The 14,119-nt window shown below is 67.7% G+C and carries 16 protein-coding genes; 7 read left to right on the top strand and 9 right to left on the bottom strand.

The annotated features are described in order from the left end of the window. Positions 1-259, top strand: a 259-nt coding sequence (locus FGX59_RS28980; RefSeq protein WP_138470928.1) for an IS30 family transposase, incomplete at its 5' end; no start/stop codon positions are given. A 53-nt stretch (positions 260-312) separates the two neighbouring features. Here the strand turns inward: FGX59_RS28980 and FGX59_RS28975 are convergent. Beyond that, positions 313-915, bottom strand: a complete 603-nt coding sequence (locus FGX59_RS28975; protein ID WP_138470926.1) for a superoxide dismutase — start codon at positions 913-915, stop codon at positions 313-315. A 217-nt stretch (positions 916-1,132) separates the two neighbouring features. Beyond that, positions 1,133-1,819 carry a FadR/GntR family transcriptional regulator gene (locus FGX59_RS28970; protein WP_138470924.1) on the bottom strand — a complete coding sequence of 229 codons (687 nt, stop codon included), beginning with the start codon at positions 1,817-1,819 and terminating at the stop codon, positions 1,133-1,135. A gap of 175 nt (positions 1,820-1,994) precedes the next feature. On the opposite strand from FGX59_RS28970, the gene FGX59_RS28965 reads away from it, so the two are divergent. From FGX59_RS28965 to FGX59_RS28940, 6 genes are all read left to right on the top strand, one after another. Then, positions 1,995-3,230 carry a mandelate racemase/muconate lactonizing enzyme family protein gene (locus FGX59_RS28965; RefSeq protein ID WP_138470923.1) on the top strand — a complete coding sequence of 412 codons (1,236 nt, stop codon included), beginning with the start codon at positions 1,995-1,997 and terminating at the stop codon, positions 3,228-3,230. Positions 3,231-3,263: 33 nt separating this feature from the next. After that, on the top strand, positions 3,264-4,352 hold the full coding sequence (locus tag FGX59_RS28960) for a mandelate racemase/muconate lactonizing enzyme family protein (protein ID WP_171060877.1): 1,089 nt from the start codon (positions 3,264-3,266) through the stop codon (positions 4,350-4,352). 37 nt (positions 4,353-4,389) lie between these two features. Then, on the top strand, positions 4,390-5,364 hold the full coding sequence (locus tag FGX59_RS28955; RefSeq protein WP_138470918.1) for a tripartite tricarboxylate transporter substrate binding protein: 975 nt from the start codon (positions 4,390-4,392) through the stop codon (positions 5,362-5,364). 26 nt (positions 5,365-5,390) lie between these two features. Further along, positions 5,391-5,846, top strand: a complete 456-nt coding sequence (locus tag FGX59_RS28950; protein WP_138470917.1) for a tripartite tricarboxylate transporter TctB family protein — start codon at positions 5,391-5,393, stop codon at positions 5,844-5,846. A gap of 10 nt (positions 5,847-5,856) precedes the next feature. Then, positions 5,857-7,350, top strand: a complete 1,494-nt coding sequence (locus tag FGX59_RS28945; protein WP_138470915.1) for a tripartite tricarboxylate transporter permease — start codon at positions 5,857-5,859, stop codon at positions 7,348-7,350. 175 nt (positions 7,351-7,525) lie between these two features. Continuing rightward, the gene (locus FGX59_RS28940) at positions 7,526-7,741 is read left to right on the top strand and encodes a DUF1127 domain-containing protein (RefSeq protein WP_138470914.1); all 216 of its coding nucleotides are present in this window, start codon (positions 7,526-7,528) and stop codon (positions 7,739-7,741) included. A 71-nt stretch (positions 7,742-7,812) separates the two neighbouring features. Here the strand turns inward: FGX59_RS28940 and FGX59_RS28935 are convergent, their stop codons facing one another. From FGX59_RS28935 to FGX59_RS28905, 7 genes are all read right to left on the bottom strand, one after another. Continuing rightward, positions 7,813-8,781, bottom strand: a complete 969-nt coding sequence (locus FGX59_RS28935; protein ID WP_138470911.1) for a dipeptidase — start codon at positions 8,779-8,781, stop codon at positions 7,813-7,815. A 15-nt stretch (positions 8,782-8,796) separates the two neighbouring features. Next, positions 8,797-9,513 (bottom strand): ABC transporter ATP-binding protein, encoded by a 717-nt coding sequence (locus FGX59_RS28930; protein ID WP_240722790.1) that lies wholly within the window; start codon positions 9,511-9,513, stop codon positions 8,797-8,799. Next, the gene (locus FGX59_RS28925; protein WP_138470907.1) at positions 9,506-10,270 is read right to left on the bottom strand and encodes an ABC transporter ATP-binding protein; all 765 of its coding nucleotides are present in this window, start codon (positions 10,268-10,270) and stop codon (positions 9,506-9,508) included. The genes FGX59_RS28930 and FGX59_RS28925 overlap by 8 nt, the downstream gene beginning before the upstream one ends. Continuing rightward, positions 10,267-11,247: a branched-chain amino acid ABC transporter permease gene (locus tag FGX59_RS28920; RefSeq protein ID WP_138470905.1), complete on the bottom strand. Its 981-nt coding sequence runs from the start codon at positions 11,245-11,247 to the stop codon at positions 10,267-10,269. Before FGX59_RS28920 ends, FGX59_RS28925 begins: the two co-directional genes overlap by 4 nt. A 4-nt stretch (positions 11,248-11,251) precedes the next feature. Next, the gene (locus tag FGX59_RS28915) at positions 11,252-12,121 is read right to left on the bottom strand and encodes a branched-chain amino acid ABC transporter permease (protein ID WP_138470903.1); all 870 of its coding nucleotides are present in this window, start codon (positions 12,119-12,121) and stop codon (positions 11,252-11,254) included. A gap of 53 nt (positions 12,122-12,174) precedes the next feature. Continuing rightward, on the bottom strand, positions 12,175-13,353 hold the full coding sequence (locus tag FGX59_RS28910) for an ABC transporter substrate-binding protein (protein WP_138470900.1): 1,179 nt from the start codon (positions 13,351-13,353) through the stop codon (positions 12,175-12,177). A 99-nt stretch (positions 13,354-13,452) separates the two neighbouring features. Further along, on the bottom strand, positions 13,453-14,076 hold the full coding sequence (locus FGX59_RS28905) for a TetR/AcrR family transcriptional regulator (RefSeq protein ID WP_138470898.1): 624 nt from the start codon (positions 14,074-14,076) through the stop codon (positions 13,453-13,455). Positions 14,077-14,119 lie beyond the last annotated feature (43 nt).

Here is a 14,119-nt window from a genome sequence, read left to right as displayed (position 1 = left end):
CACTTCGTGGCGCGAACTCGGCACCGGCATGGGCACCGAGGCATGGTTCTGTGATCCCCAGGCGCCGTGGCAGAAGGGCCAGGTCGAGAACCTGAACCGCCGCGTCCGCCGCTACCTGCCCCGCGACACCGCGGTGTCGGCGCTCCCAAACCGATCCATGAGGTCGATTTGCGACCGCCTCAACGCAACGCCGAGGAAGTGCCTGGGCTACCGGACCCCGGCCGAGGCTTTCCGCGAGGAACTCGCCAGGCTAATCTGAACCCGAACCTATGTCGCAACCGGATTAGAACTCACCTTCGCCCCGGACCCGTCTCAGGCGAGGTTGGCCTCGGCGAAATCGTAATTCGCCAGCTGGTCCAGGAAGTTCGTCACGTAGTCGGGCCGGCGGTTGCGGAAATCGACGTAGTAGCTGTGCTCCCAGACATCGAGGCCGAGAAGCGCCCTGCCCTCGCCGGTGGCCAGCGGATTCGCGCCGTTCGGCGTCTTCGTCACCGCCAGCCGCCCGTCCTCCTTCTGGATCAGCCAGGCCCAGCCCGAGCCGAACTGGCCGGTCGCTGCCGCCTTGAACGCGTCCTTGAAGGCCGCGACCGAGCCGAAATCCTCGCTCAGCTTCGCCTCGAGCCTGCCCGGGACAGTGCCGCCCCAGGGGGCCAGCGCCTGCCAGAAATGGGTGTGGTTCCAGTGCTGGCCCGCATTGTTGAACACGGCCTGGCGCGCGGCGTCGCCATAGGTGGCCGTGACGATCTCCTCGAGGGTCTTGCCCTTGAGGCTGTCATCGGCCGCAACGAAGCCGTTGAGCGCGGTGACATAGGCCTGGTGGTGCTTGCCGTGATGCAGTTCCAGCGTTTCCTGGCTCATGCCGCGCCCGGCAAGGGCGGCGGCGGAATAGTCGAGGGCGGGCAGATCGAATGCCATGGGAGGTCTCCTTTCCCGGCCGGCCGCGGGCGCGGCGCCAGTACTTTTAACAAGTACGTACTTTGAAAACTTTTCCACCCATTTTGTCAAGTAATGACTTGCTAAAATAAAAGCCCCGCGCGAGCGGGGCCGGAGCTTTGGCCAATGGGCGTTCCGCCCGGGATGCCTGGGGACGCGAGCACCCGTGCCGGCGCTTGCCGAGGCGGGGGATGCGCGGTCAGGGCTCGTTGCCGAAGAGCCGGGCGATGCCGGCGCCGAGATGGTCGCGCATCGCCGCGCGTGCCGCCTCGGCATCACCCGCGCGGATCGCCCGGAGCACCTTGGAATGCTCCGCCACCACCCGCGTCGAGGTCTCGTTCAGCGCGACGGTGCGCAGCTTGCGCCCGAATTCGTAGGCCAGCCGGACCTGCGGCTTGATCCCGGTCAGAGCGCGCTCGAAGAAGACATTGCCGGTCGCCCGGGCCAGTTCCAGATGGAAGGCGAAATCCTCCTCGAAGAGGCTGCCGGTGCCTGAGCTGACCGAGAGCCGCTCATTGGCCTCCGCTAGCCGGCGCAGATCGGCGGGGGTGGCACGCAGCGCGGCGGCGGCAGCGATCTCGGCCTCGACCACCTGGCGGAAGAGCAGGCACTGCTCCAGCTCGCCGAGATTGCGCACCGTGCCCTCGCCCTCCTCCGGCGGGACCTCCGTCTCGCGCGGGCGGACGAAATTGCCCGAGCCCCGCCGCGAGGTGATGCGCCCCTCGGCGCGCAGCTCTGCCAGGGCGCGGCGCAGCACCGGACGCGACACGCCGACACTGCGCGACAGCGCGTCCTCGGGCGGCAGCCTGCCCCCCTCCGCCCAGTCGGGCCCCGCGATCATCTCGGACAGGCGGCGATAGGCCATGGCGGCGAAATCGTCGGGCATTCTTCCTCCGGTTGTTTCCTAATTAGTAAATATCAGTAAACCCTCGTCCCGTCCATGGAATTTTTCTCACGCAATTACAGCCATTAAAACGCGAACCGTCGGTTCTCCAAGAAAGACTCATTGACTCATTAGGACTAATTAAAACTAATCTCCGCACCAGGGAGGACTGCAGTACATGAAGATTACCGGCGTCGAAACCATCCAGATCGAGGAATTCAGCAACCTCCTCTGGGTCCGCCTGCACACGGATGAGGGGCTGGTCGGACTGGGCGAGACCTTCCGCAACCCGCAGGCGGTGGCGGCCTATGTGCACGAGACCTGCGCGCCCTTCCTGATCGGCAAGGACCCGATGCAGCGCACCGCGCTGCACGAGGCGATCCGCCATGACATCGGCAACCACTTCCAGGGCTTCCCGACCCGCTCGGTCGAGCTGAGGGGCAATTCGGCGGTCGATATCGCGCTGTGGGATCTCTGCGGCCAGGCGATGGGCCAGCCGGTCGCGATGCTGCTCGGCGGCTTCGTCAACAGCGAGATCCGGCTCTACAACACCTGCGCGAACTCCGCCTACAACAACAAGGTCCGCAGCGGCTACAACAGCCAGATCTATTCGCGCAGCGATCCGGCGCCCGGCCGCATCGGGCGGCACGAGGATCTGCTGATGCAGGTCTACGAGCCCGCGCGGCTGGCCCGCGAACTGCTCGACGAGGGCATCACCGCGATGAAGATCTGGCCCTTCGACGTGCATGCGCTGCGCAGCCGGGGCCGCTATATCGACGCCGCCGGGATGAAGGACGCGCTCTGGACGATCGAGGAGATCCGCCGCGAGACCGGCGACGCGATGGATGTCATGATCGAGTATCACGGCCTCTGGCAGCCTGCCGCGGCGCTGGAGATCGCGCGGGCCGCCGAGGCGTACGGGATCTTCTGGCACGAGGACCCCTTCGCCACCGACAATTTCGACGACCTGGCCGCCTATCACCGCGCCACCGGCAGCCGTCTCGCGGGGTCGGAGGCGCTTGGCACCACCGCCTGGTACCGCGAGATGTTCGCCCGCGGCGCCATCGACGTGGCCAATTTCGACATGGCCTGGGTAGGCGGGCTGACCGAGGGCCAGCGGATCGCCCATCTGGCGCAGATCCACAACCGCTGCATCGCGCCCCATGACTGCACCGGGCCGGTGACGCTGCTGGCCAATCTCCAGCTGATGGCCGCGTCGCCCAACGCGATCTTCGCCGAGACCGTGCGCTCGCATCTAGAGGGGTTCTACCGCGCGGCGATGACCGCGCTGCCCGAGGTGGAGAACGGCCATATCCGCCCGACCCGGACGCCGGGGATCGGCGCGGCGCTGAGCCCGGAGGTGCTGGCGCGGCCCGATCTCGGTCGCCGCGTGACCGGAAAGACCTGCGCCTGAGCCGCGCGGATGCATCGAAAAGAGGAAAGAGACGTGAAGATATCGAATGTCCGGGTCCGCCTGGCCGAGGTCCATGACGCCGACGGGGCCACGCTGGCCGCCGCGCGCCAGCCGAAGACGCGCCAGGTCGTGGCGGTGCAGGTCGAGGCCGGCGGGATCGAGGGGCTGGGCGTGGGCTTCCTGCATGGCGGGCTGACCGCCGCGCTGCTTTCGGCGACCGAAGAGCTGGCGGGACAGCTTCCGGGGGCGGATGCCGCGCGCCCCGAGGCGATCGCCGCGCAGCTGATGCGCCATGTCTACAAGCTGGAGGATGTCGGGCTCTTCCGGGTCGGGCTTTCGGCGATCGACATGGCCTGCTGGGACATCATCGGCAAGGCGGCCGGCCTGCCCCTGTGGAAGCTCCTCGGCGGGGCGCGGAGCAGCATCCCGGCCTATTCCTCGGGCCAGCTCCATCGCGGCCTGACCGACGAGGTGCTGGCCGAGTCCGCGGCGAAAATCGCCGCCGACGGGTTCCGCCATGCCAAGCTGCACCTGGCGCTGCCCGGCGGGCACGACCCGGCCCGCGAGGTGGCGCGCGCGCGGATCGCCCGCGAGGCGCTCGGCCCGGACGTGCGGCTGCAGGTCGATGCCAACGAGCTCTGGTCGGTGCACGAGGCGGTCGATACCGGCCACCAGCTGCAGGAGGCGGGCATCCGCCTGTCGATCCTCGAGGATCCGGTGCGCTACACCGATTTCGCCGGGCTGGCGCGGGTGACGGATGCGCTGGCTGCGCCGGTGATGGCGGGCGAGAGCAACTGGGGCGTCGCCCCGTTCGAGCACATGATCCGCCACCGCTCGGTCGACATCCTGATGGTCGACATCATGCAGGCCGGCGGCTTCACCGCCTGGCGCAAGATCGCGGCCATGGCCGAGGGCGCCAACCTGCCCGTGGTCTCGCACCTGTTGCCCGAGCTGCAGGCCCATGCCGTGGCCGCCGTGCCGAACGGGCTGATCTGCGAATACAAGGAATGGCTCTGGCCGCTCTTCGACGGGCTGCCCGAGTTCCGCGACGGGTGCTTCCACCTGTCCGAACGGCCCGGCCACGGCCTCGGCCTGTCGCCGGAGTTCCGCGACCTGTTCTGACGCGGGCCGGAACATTTGCCACAAATGGGAGGATACCATGGCAGTAACGAAACGCGCATTGATCGCGCTCGCCCTGGCCGCAGCCGCGGCCGTCCCGGCCGCATCGGCCTTCGCGCAGGAGGACTGGCCGAGCCAGCCGGTGAAGATCATCGTGCCGGTGGCGCCCGGCGGCACGACGGACGGCATCGCGCGGCTCCTGCAGGAGCCGCTCTCGCAGCGGCTCGGCCAGCCGGTGGTGATCGAGAACAAGCCGGGCAGCGCCGGGGTGGTGGCGACCGATGCGGTGGCGAAGGCCCCGGCCGACGGCTACACGTTCGGGATCGTCTTCACCTCGCATGCCGCCAACCCGGCGATGATGCCGAGCCTGCCCTATGACACCGAGAAGGACCTGGTGCCGGTCGCCTTCATGTGGCGCTCGGTCGTGTCCTGGTCGGTGCCCGCCAGCTCGCCGATCCAGACTTTCGACGACCTGGTCGCGGCCGCGCAGGAGCCGGGGGCGGTGATCTACGGCACCGGCGGGGTCGGCCAGGCCAGCCATTTCTCCGCCGAGCTCTTCGAGCAGGCCGCGGGGGTGGAGATGACCCATGCCCCCTATCGCGGCGCGGCGCTGGCCACCGCCGATGCCATCGCCGGGCAGCTGCCGCTGCTGATCGTCAACACCTCGACGGTGGGCGAGCATGCCCGGGCCGGCACGATGCGCATCCTCGCCACCGCCTCGCCCGAGCGTTCGAAGATGTTCCCCGACGTGCCGACCCTGACCGAGCTCGGCTATCCGGTCTCGATCGGCGAGTTCAACGTGCTGGTGGCCCCGGCCGGGACCGATCCGGCGATCCTGCAGAAATTCAACGCGGCGGTGCGCGAGGCAATGGCCTCGGACAAGGTCATGGACCAGCTCAACGCCCGCGATCTCGTCACCCAGGACTACGACCTGGAGGAGGTGCAGCAGTTCATCGCCGAGGAGACGGAGCGGATGGGCAAGCTGGTCGAGGACAATGACATCAGGCCGCAGTGAGCGGGCCCGCGGCAGGGAGGACGACCATGCAGATCAAGGATAGCGGAAGCGCGCTCGCCGGCGCGGGGATGATCGCCTTCGGGGCGGTGTTCCTCTGGGCCGGGCGCGACCTGTCGATGGGCAGCCTCCAGCGGATGGGGCCGGGCTATTTCCCGGCCCTGGTCGCCGGGCTCTCGCTCTTACTCGGCGCGGTGCTCCTGGCGGTGTCGCTGCGCCCGGGCGAAGGGGTGATGCGGATCGGCCGCCGCGGCGCTGTGGTGATCGGCGCGGTGGCGGCGGCGATCCTGGTCTTCGGCCACGGCATCGGCCTTTTCGGGATGGTGCCCTCGGCCTTCGCGGCGACCTACCTCGTCACCCTCTCCCAGCCCGAGGCCGGCCGCCGCCAGCGCCTGGCCCTCTCGGCGGTTTCGGCCGGGGTGATCTGGGGCATCTTCCTAGCGGCGCTGGGGCTTCAGGCCCCGGCCTTCGCCTGGCCATTCTGAGGAGGCGCGGATGGATCTCCTGCACAATTTCTACAGCGGCATCGGCATCGCCTTCCAGCCGCTTAACCTTTTCGTCTGCGTCGCCGGGGTGTTCTTCGGCACGCTGATCGGCGCCCTGCCCGGCATCGGCGCCATCGCCGCGGTGTCGATGCTCCTGCCCAGCACCTTCTACCTGGAGCCGGTCACGGCGCTGGTGATGCTGGCCGGGGTCTATTACGGCGCGGAATACGGCGGCTCGATCGCCTCGATCCTGCTCAACATCCCCGGCACGACCTCCTCGGCGGTGGTCTGCCTCGACGGCAATCCGATGGCGCGGCAGGGCCGCGCGGGGGTAGCGCTGCTGATCACCGCAGTGGCCTCCTATACCGGCGGCACGATCGGCATCGTGCTGCTGATGGCGGGCTCGCCGCTTCTCGTGGCGCTGGCGCAGTCCTTCGGCCCGGCGGAGTACTTCTCCTTCATGCTCCTCGGCCTTGCCGCGGCGGGGATGATGGGCAGCGGCAGCCCGGCCAAGGGGCTGGCGATGATCGTGCTGGGGCTGCTGCTGGGCTGCATCGGCGCGGACGTCAACACCGCGGCGCCGCGCTTCACCTTCGGGCTGACCCATCTCTATGACGGCATCAACGTGATCGTGGTGGCGATGGGGCTCTTCGGCATCACCGAGGTGATCTTCGGCATGATGGCGCCGGGGCGCAGTACCGAGGTGCCGCGGGTCAGCCTGCGCTCGATGGTGCCCACGCCGGAGGACCGCCGCCGCGCGGTGATGCCGATCCTGCGCGGCTCGACCATCGGCTCGATCCTGGGCGTGCTGCCGGGCGCGGGGGCGACGCTCTCGACCTTCATGAGCTATTCGCTGGAGAAGAGCCTGGCCCGCGACCCGTCGCGCTTCGGCAAGGGCGCCGTCGAGGGCATTGCCGGTCCCGAGTCCTCGAACAACGCCGCGGCGCAGACCGCCTTCATCCCGACGCTGACCCTCGGCATCCCGGGCACGGCGACCATGGCGCTGATGCTCGGGGCGATGATGATCCACGGCATCCAGCCCGGCCCGGCGATGATGACCCAGCATGCCGACATCTTCTGGGGGCTGATCGCCAGTTTCTGGATTGGCAATGCGGTGCTGCTGGTGCTGAACATCCCGCTGATCGGCATCTGGGTGCAGATGCTGCGCCTGCCCTCGCTCTATCTCTATCCGACGGTGATCTCGCTGATCTGCATGGGGGTCTACAGCATCAACTTCGCGGTGGCCGACATCCTGCTGGTGCTGCTCTTCGGGCTGCTTGGCTGCGCACTGCGGCTCCTGAAATGCGAGCCCGCGCCGCTGCTGATCGCCTTCGTCCTGGGACCGATGATGGAGGAGAACTTCCGCCGCGCCATGCTGATGTCCCGCGGCGATGTCGCCACCTTCGTCGAGCGTCCGCTGAGCCTGGCGATCCTGGCCGTCACCGTGGCCATCGCGGGCGGCATGCTTCTGGTCAGCCTGCGGCGGCGCCGTGCCGCGCAATAGCGGCACCCCGCGGGTCCCGGTTTCCGCCGGGTCCCGCAGGATGCAGTTTCTGCATGGCGGCATTGCCGAGCTATGCGTTGTACGACCATCGAAAAAGCGTACGTTACCGCTAACAGCAAACACCGGCGGACGCGGCTAGAACGAGCCCTCCGCCCCCAGTTAACGGAGACGCACAATGTCCGATTTCGCAGCCAACCGCCACGCCGCCGCCCCCGCCTTCGCAGGCCACATCGCCCATTTCTTCGCCGGCATCGCCGAAGGCATCCGCCGCTACCAGAGCTACCGCATCGCGCGCGCCGAACTGGAAATGCTGGATGACCGCGAACTTGCCGATCTGGGCATCGCCCGCCGCGACATCGGCCAGATCGCTGCCGACGCCGCCCGCGGCTAAGCCCCGGCGGCTTCTGCTTCAATGCCTGCTGCGGCGCGCCCCGTCTTCCGGCGGGGGCGCCGCTGCCCTGTTTACCAGACCCGCTCGAGCAGCGAGAGCCAGTTCTCGCCCATGATCCGGCGGATCTTGGTCTCCGGCCAGCCCGCGCGCTCCATCGCCGCCGTCAGGTTCGGGAAATCCGCGATCGAGCCCAGCCCGTCGGGGAATTCGACCTCCCAGATCTCGGTCAGCTGGCGGGCATAGCCCTTGTCGCGGTTGAGATACTCGAAGAACTTCGCGCCGTAGCCCATGGTGAAGTCGGTGCCGAAGCCGGTCCGCTCTTCCCCCACCAGATTGACGATGTAGTCGATCGCGGCGACATAGTCGTCGATCGTCGCGCCGTTGCCTGCCGCCAGGAAGGGCGGGAACATCGTCACGCCGACGAAGCCGTCCTGTTCCGCGATGAAGCGCAGCTGCTCGTCCGACTTGTTGCGCGGATGCGCCTTGAGGCCCGCGGGCAGGCAGTGGCTGTAGGCGACGGGCCGCGTCGAGGCGCGGATCACGTCCTCGGAGGTCTTCGGGCCGACATGGCTGAGATCGCACAGCATGCCGACGCGGTTCATCTCGGCGACGACCTCGTGGCCGAAATCCGACAGCCCGCTATCGACCGACTCGTAGCAGCCCGAGCCAACGAGATTGCGGGTGTTGTAGGTCATCTGCACGATGCCGACGCCCTGTTCCTTGAAGAGCTCGATAAACTCCAGCCGGTCCTCGAAGGCCGAGGTGTTCTGGAAGCCGAGCACGACCGCGGTCTTTCCGTCCGCCTTGGCCTTGCGGATGTCGGCGACGGTCTTCGCCTTGACGATCAGGTCGCCATGGTCGCGGAACATGCCGTTCCAGCGGCCGATCTCCGCCATCGTGTCGCGGAAGTTCTCCCAGACCGAGCAGGTGCAGTTGGCGGCGGTCAGCCCGCCGGCCTGCATCGCCTCGAAGACCGGGCGGCCCCAGTCGGAAATGATGAGCCCGTCGAAGACGATCAGATCATCGTGCAGCGTGGTCATGTCTTGGTCCTTGGTTCAGAGATAGATATTGCGCACGATCGCGTCGTGATCGCCCGCCATGGCGCGGACATCGCCGCCATCGACCACCTGCCCGTCGCGCAGGACGATGAAGCGGTCGGCGGCGCGGAAGGCGAGGTTCAGGTTCTGCTCGACCATCAGCATGGTGACGCCCTCGAGCTTCAGCGCGTCGATGATCTGGGCGATCTCCTCGCAGAATTGCGGCGAGAGCCCGCCCGAGGGCTCGTCGAGCAGCAGGAGCCGCGGCCTCGACATCAGCGCGCGGCCGATGGCGACCATCTGCTGCTCGCCGCCCGAAAGCGTGCGGGTCGGCTGGCGGCGGCGCTCCTTCAGGCGGGGGAAGCGGGCATAGATGCCCTCGAGCGTCTGCGACAGCTCCCGCCCGCCGCGGCGCATCGCGCCGAGCCGGAGATTGTCCTCCACCGAGAGATCGGGGAAGAGGTCGCGCGCCTGGCTGACCTGGGCGATGCCATGGGCGAAGATGCGGTGCGGCGGCAGCCCGGCGGTCTCGGTCCCGTCGAACATGACCGAGCCCGAGCTCGGCCGCACGAAGCCGCAGACCGCGTTCAGCGAGGTCGACTTGCCCGAGCCGTTGGCGCCGAGCAGCGTCAGGCACTCGCCCGGCATCACGTCATAGGAGGCGCCGCGCAGGATCGGCTTCTTGCCGTAGCCGACATGCAGGTCGCGGATTTCCAGAAGGGGCTTGTCAGGCATGTCCAAGATAGGCCTCCAGCACGGCGCGGTCTTCGCGGATTTCGGCAGGCGTCCCCTCGGCGATGCGGGCGCCCGCGGCCATGACAAGGATGCGGTCGGCGGCGGCCATCACCAGCTCCACCGCGTGCTCGATCAGCAGGATCCCGACGCCCTTCTCGCCGGCGAGCCGCTGGATGATTTCCATCATCTGCGCGCGGGCCACCGGCGAGAGGCCGACCGCAGGCTCGTCGAGCAGCAGCACCGGCGGATCGGAGGCGACGGTGCGCACGATCTCGACGATGCGCTGCTGCCCGCCCGAAAGGTCGCCGGCCCTGGCATCGGCCATGTGGTCCATCGACATCAGTTTCAGCAGATCGCGCGCCTTGGCGATCATCGCCGCCTCGGACTCGATCGCCTTCGCCCTTCCCAGCAGGATGTCGAGGAAGCTCCCTTCGGTCTGGGCATGCAGCCCGGTCAGCACGTTTTCCAGCACGGTGAGCTCGGGGAAGAGCCCGCCATTCTGGAAGGTGCGGCGGATGCCCTTCTCGGCGATCTCGTGCGGGGAGAGCTTCGTCAGCTCCTCGCCCTTCAAGAGGACGCTGCCCGAGGTCGGGGTGACATAGCCCGAGATCGCGTTGAAAAGGGTCGATTTCCCGGCCCCATTCGGGCCGATCACGGCGCGGACCTGGCCCTCGTCGAGGCGGAAGGACACGCCGTCGAGCGCCGTCAGCCCCGAGAAGCGGACGGAAAGCCCGGTGGTTTCCAGAAGCAGGGTCATGCGCCCTCCCGGTAGTAGCGTTCGGTGAAGACCGGCGAGAGGCGGCGCAGCAGGCTGGCCAGCCCCCTGGGCATCGCGACCAGCACGGCGGCGACGATCAGGCCGAAGAAGAGCTCCTCCATCCCCGGGAAGGCGCGCAGGTATTCGGGCAGCGCGGTCAAGAGGACAGCGCCAAGCACCGCGCCGAGGACCGAGCCGAGCCCGCCCACCAGCACCATTGCGAAGGAGGCGATCAGCTGCAGCATGCCGAAGCTTTCGGGGAAGACATGGCCGACATGGCGGGCGAAGAGCGCGCCGGCGCAGCCGACGACCAGCCCCGACCAGGCGAAGGTGGCGAGGATCACCCGCGCCGTCGGAATGGCGAGCGAGGCGGTGGCGATCTCGTTTTCGCGCACGGCCATGACCGCGCGGCCGAAGCGCGAGCGCATCAGGTTCAGCGTGCCCTTCACCAGGAGCACCGTGACGGCGAGGAAGATGTAGAATTTCAGCGTGTCGTCCGAGAGCGAGATGCCGAACATCGTCTCGCGCGGCATCGGCATGCCGTCGGTACCGCCGGTCAGCGGCTTGGCATGCAGATAGGCCCATCGCATCAGCTCGCCGAAGGCCAGGGTGATGATCGCCAGGTAGTAGCTGCGGATGCCGCGCAGCGCCGCGACCGAGGCGAGGAAGCCGCCGAGCGCGCCGAAGGCGCCGGCCAGCGGCACGGTCAGGATCCACGGGATGCCGAGCTTGGCCGAGAGGATCGCCGAGGCGTAGGCGCCGATGCCGAAGAAGGCGGTATTGGCGAAGGCGAGCTGGCCGAGATTGCCGATGACGAGGCTGAAGCCCAGCGTCACCAGGACCGAGATCAGCATGCCGTTGACGATGAACTGGGTATAGGCGTTGGTCGCCAGCGGCAGGAACAGCAGCGCGGCAGGCACGGCCCAGAACAGCACGGTGCGCAGGCTCTGCTGGCGGGGGGTGGGCATGTTGGACATCGGCTTACACCTTCACCACGGCCTTGCGGCCGAACAGGCCCTGCGGGCGGATGAAGAGAACGAGGACGATCACCAGATAGGCGGTGATCTCGATCAGGGCGCTGTCGATATAGGCCCCGGCATACTGCTCGGCGATGCCGAGGAGCACGCCGCCCAGCACCGCGCCGCCGAGCGAGCCGAAGCCGCCGAGCGTCATCGCGGCGAAGCCCTTGATTAGGAAGGACGCGCCCAGATCGGGATGCAGGAGCGAGACCGGCGCCACCAGGATGCCGCCGAGCGCGCCGAGCGCGGCGCCCACGCCCCAGGCGAAATCGTCGAAGCGCTCGACATTCAGGCCGATCAGCCGGGCGCCGCGCGGGCTTTGGTAGACCGCCTGCACCATTTTCCCCAGATCGGTCAGGGCGAGGAGCCCGAAGAAGACGAGGAGCAGCACCAGCACCGTGCCGATGATGAAGACCGCGTCGCCGGTGATGACGAGATTGCCGATGAAAATCGGCTCCATGTCGAAGGCGGGCGGCATCGGCAGGACCTCGCGGCCCCAGACCATCCGCGCGATCCCGCGCAGCAGGTACCCCGCGGCGATGCACATCAGCGCCAGGCCGATATGCGGCCCGCCCTTCACCGGACGGATCAGCCCGCGGTTGAAGAGCACGCCGAGGGCGAACATGGCGATCATCGCCAGCGCCGCGGCGGGCAGGAAGGCGATCCCCGCCAGCACCACCAGCACGTAGGACAGGAAGGCCCCTGCCATCACGAAATCGCCATGGCCGAAATTCACCACCGTGGTCGAGCGGTAGACCACCGTCAGCGACAGCGCGACGAGCGCGTAGATCATGCCCTGGGAAAGCCCTCCCAGGGTGAGCTGCATCAGCATCTTGTCTGCTCCTTGGATGGGCCGGGCGCAGCGCGCGCCCGGCGGTCAGGCCGTCAGTAGGACTGGCCCCAGGCCTTCAGCACGGTGGGCGAACCGTCGACGAAGCCCGCCACGGCCGAGCCCTTGACGCCCTGGTGATCCTCGGGCGTCCAGGTGATCGGGTCCGAGAGGATCCCGGTGTCGAAATCGCGGACCTCTTCCAGCGCCGCCATCAGCTTGGACCGCGTCAGGTCCGGCCCCGCGGCCTCGAGCGCGGCGACCAGCGCCTCGGCCGAGCCGATCGAGACGAAGGAGAAGGTCGAAAGCTCCTCGTCGGGATAGTACTTGTGGATCATCTCGCCCCAGGGCGCCATCTTCGGCCCGTCGAGATTGTCCACGTAGGAGTGGATCACGTAGTAGTTCTTCACCGTGTCGAAATCGCCGGTGCGCTTCAGCGTGTTCTCCAGGTCGGTGCCCGCGGTGCCCATGACCGGGATGTCGCCCATGCCGTATTTCTTCAGGTCGCGCAGAAAGATCGCGGTCTCCGCCTCGTAGAGCGCGGCGATGATGAAATCGGGCTTCTCCTGGCGCAGCTTCAGCACCTGGGCGGTGGCATCGGTCTGGCCGCGCTCCATGGTCAGCTCCAGCGAGGGGGTGACGCCGTGCTCTTCCAGATAGGCCCGCGCCGGGTTGGAATAGCTATGCGCCCAGTCGTTGGAATGTTCGATGATCGCGACGTTCTTCGTGTCGGGCTTCGACAGCACGAAAGCCGCCATGGCCCGTCCATTGGCGCCGCCCGTCGGCACGCCGTGGAAGATGTTCTTCGCCAAAGGGTCCGAGATCGAGTCGCTGACCGCATGGGCGACGATCCACGGCACGCCCGACTCCTCGATCGTCGGCCGCAGCGCCAGCGCCACGCCCGAGCAGGAATTGCCCTGCAGCATGAAGACCTTGTCCTGCGAGATCAGCTTCTTGGCGGCGGCCAGCCCCTTGGCGCTGTCGCAGGCCGTATCCTCCTGCACCGCGACCAGCTTGCGGCCATGGACCCCGCCCTCGTCATTGATCTTGTCGTAATAGGCCATCATCCCGATCAGCGCCTTGCTGTAGGAGGCGGCATTGCCCGAGAACGGGCCCATCACGCCGATGGTGATGGCGTCATCGGTGAGACCTTCGGTCTCCCAGGCGGCATCCTGGGCGAGCGCCGGCGCGGCCGAGACGGCTAGCGCGGCAAGCAGGGAAGCAATTCTTCGCATCTTCTGGCTCCTGTTGGACTTGCGGGAAAGAGCGGCTTGGCACCGCTTCTTGATAGTTAACGGAATACTAATTTGCCGACCGGTCGGTATGTTTCCGGGTCATTTCCCCGGCTCCACCGGGCGGACATGGACGGCGATCACGGTCTTCAGCGCCTGCAGCATCTCGCGGAAATAGCGCTCGTCGCGGCGCAGCACCGCCTGAACGGCCATGCCGCGGAAGACATTCATCACCAGGTTCATCGCCACCCGGGCCGAGACCAGCCCGGGCGCGGTGGCGACGAAGCTGCGCGACCAGGTGGCCTCGAATTTCTCGTGCAGCTCCAGGATCAGCGGCGCCAGGTGGCGGCGCAGCTCCTCGTCGCCGCGGGCCGCGACGATGATCTCCAGCGAGGAATAGAACCAGTCGCCCTTCAGGACATTGTCCCAGACCGCCTCGAAGAAGCCGTCATAGTCGAGCCGCCCGGCGCGCAGCTCCGCCGCCAGCGCCTCGAGCCCGTCGGAGAAGATGGCGAACATCTCTTCGGTGGCGGCGACGATCAGGTCCATCTTGCCGGGATAGTGATGCGTCTGCGCCCCGCGCGACACCCCTGCCCGGCGGGCGATCCCCGCCGTGCTGGTATTGGCATAGCCGACCTCCATCAGCGACTGGATCGTCGCGGCAAGCAGCAGCTTGCGGGTCTCGGCACTGCGTTGGTCCTGGGTCCGGCGCTTCTGAACTGTCATGATCGATTCATTAACAAACAGTTCGGTCGGTTTTTAACACTTA

This window comes from Poseidonocella sp. HB161398 (genome assembly GCF_005870025.1).
Classification (GTDB): domain Bacteria; phylum Pseudomonadota; class Alphaproteobacteria; order Rhodobacterales; family Rhodobacteraceae; genus Mangrovicoccus.
The sequence above is the reverse complement of the archived record's forward strand: the minus strand, read 5'-3'. Positions and strand labels throughout refer to the sequence as shown.

Bases quoted from the DNA above. Each gene is read 5' to 3' on its own strand.
- FGX59_RS28975 (WP_138470926.1), bottom strand. From the start codon at position 915: ATGGCATTCGATCTGCCCGCCCTCGACTATTCCGCCGCCGCCCTTGCC.
- FGX59_RS28970 (WP_138470924.1), bottom strand. From the start codon at position 1,819: ATGCCCGACGATTTCGCCGCCATGGCCTATCGCCGCCTGTCCGAGATG.
- FGX59_RS28965 (WP_138470923.1), top strand. From the start codon at position 1,995: ATGAAGATTACCGGCGTCGAAACCATCCAGATCGAGGAATTCAGCAAC.
- FGX59_RS28955 (WP_138470918.1), top strand. From the start codon at position 4,390: ATGGCAGTAACGAAACGCGCATTGATCGCGCTCGCCCTGGCCGCAGCC.
- FGX59_RS28950 (WP_138470917.1), top strand. From the start codon at position 5,391: ATGCAGATCAAGGATAGCGGAAGCGCGCTCGCCGGCGCGGGGATGATC.
- FGX59_RS28945 (WP_138470915.1), top strand. From the start codon at position 5,857: ATGGATCTCCTGCACAATTTCTACAGCGGCATCGGCATCGCCTTCCAG.
- FGX59_RS28940 (WP_138470914.1), top strand. From the start codon at position 7,526: ATGTCCGATTTCGCAGCCAACCGCCACGCCGCCGCCCCCGCCTTCGCA.
- FGX59_RS28935 (WP_138470911.1), bottom strand. From the start codon at position 8,781: ATGACCACGCTGCACGATGATCTGATCGTCTTCGACGGGCTCATCATT.
- FGX59_RS28930 (WP_240722790.1), bottom strand. From the start codon at position 9,513: ATGCCTGACAAGCCCCTTCTGGAAATCCGCGACCTGCATGTCGGCTAC.
- FGX59_RS28925 (WP_138470907.1), bottom strand. From the start codon at position 10,270: ATGACCCTGCTTCTGGAAACCACCGGGCTTTCCGTCCGCTTCTCGGGG.
- FGX59_RS28920 (WP_138470905.1), bottom strand. From the start codon at position 11,247: ATGTCCAACATGCCCACCCCCCGCCAGCAGAGCCTGCGCACCGTGCTG.
- FGX59_RS28915 (WP_138470903.1), bottom strand. From the start codon at position 12,121: ATGCTGATGCAGCTCACCCTGGGAGGGCTTTCCCAGGGCATGATCTAC.
- FGX59_RS28910 (WP_138470900.1), bottom strand. From the start codon at position 13,353: ATGCGAAGAATTGCTTCCCTGCTTGCCGCGCTAGCCGTCTCGGCCGCG.
- FGX59_RS28905 (WP_138470898.1), bottom strand. From the start codon at position 14,076: ATGACAGTTCAGAAGCGCCGGACCCAGGACCAACGCAGTGCCGAGACC.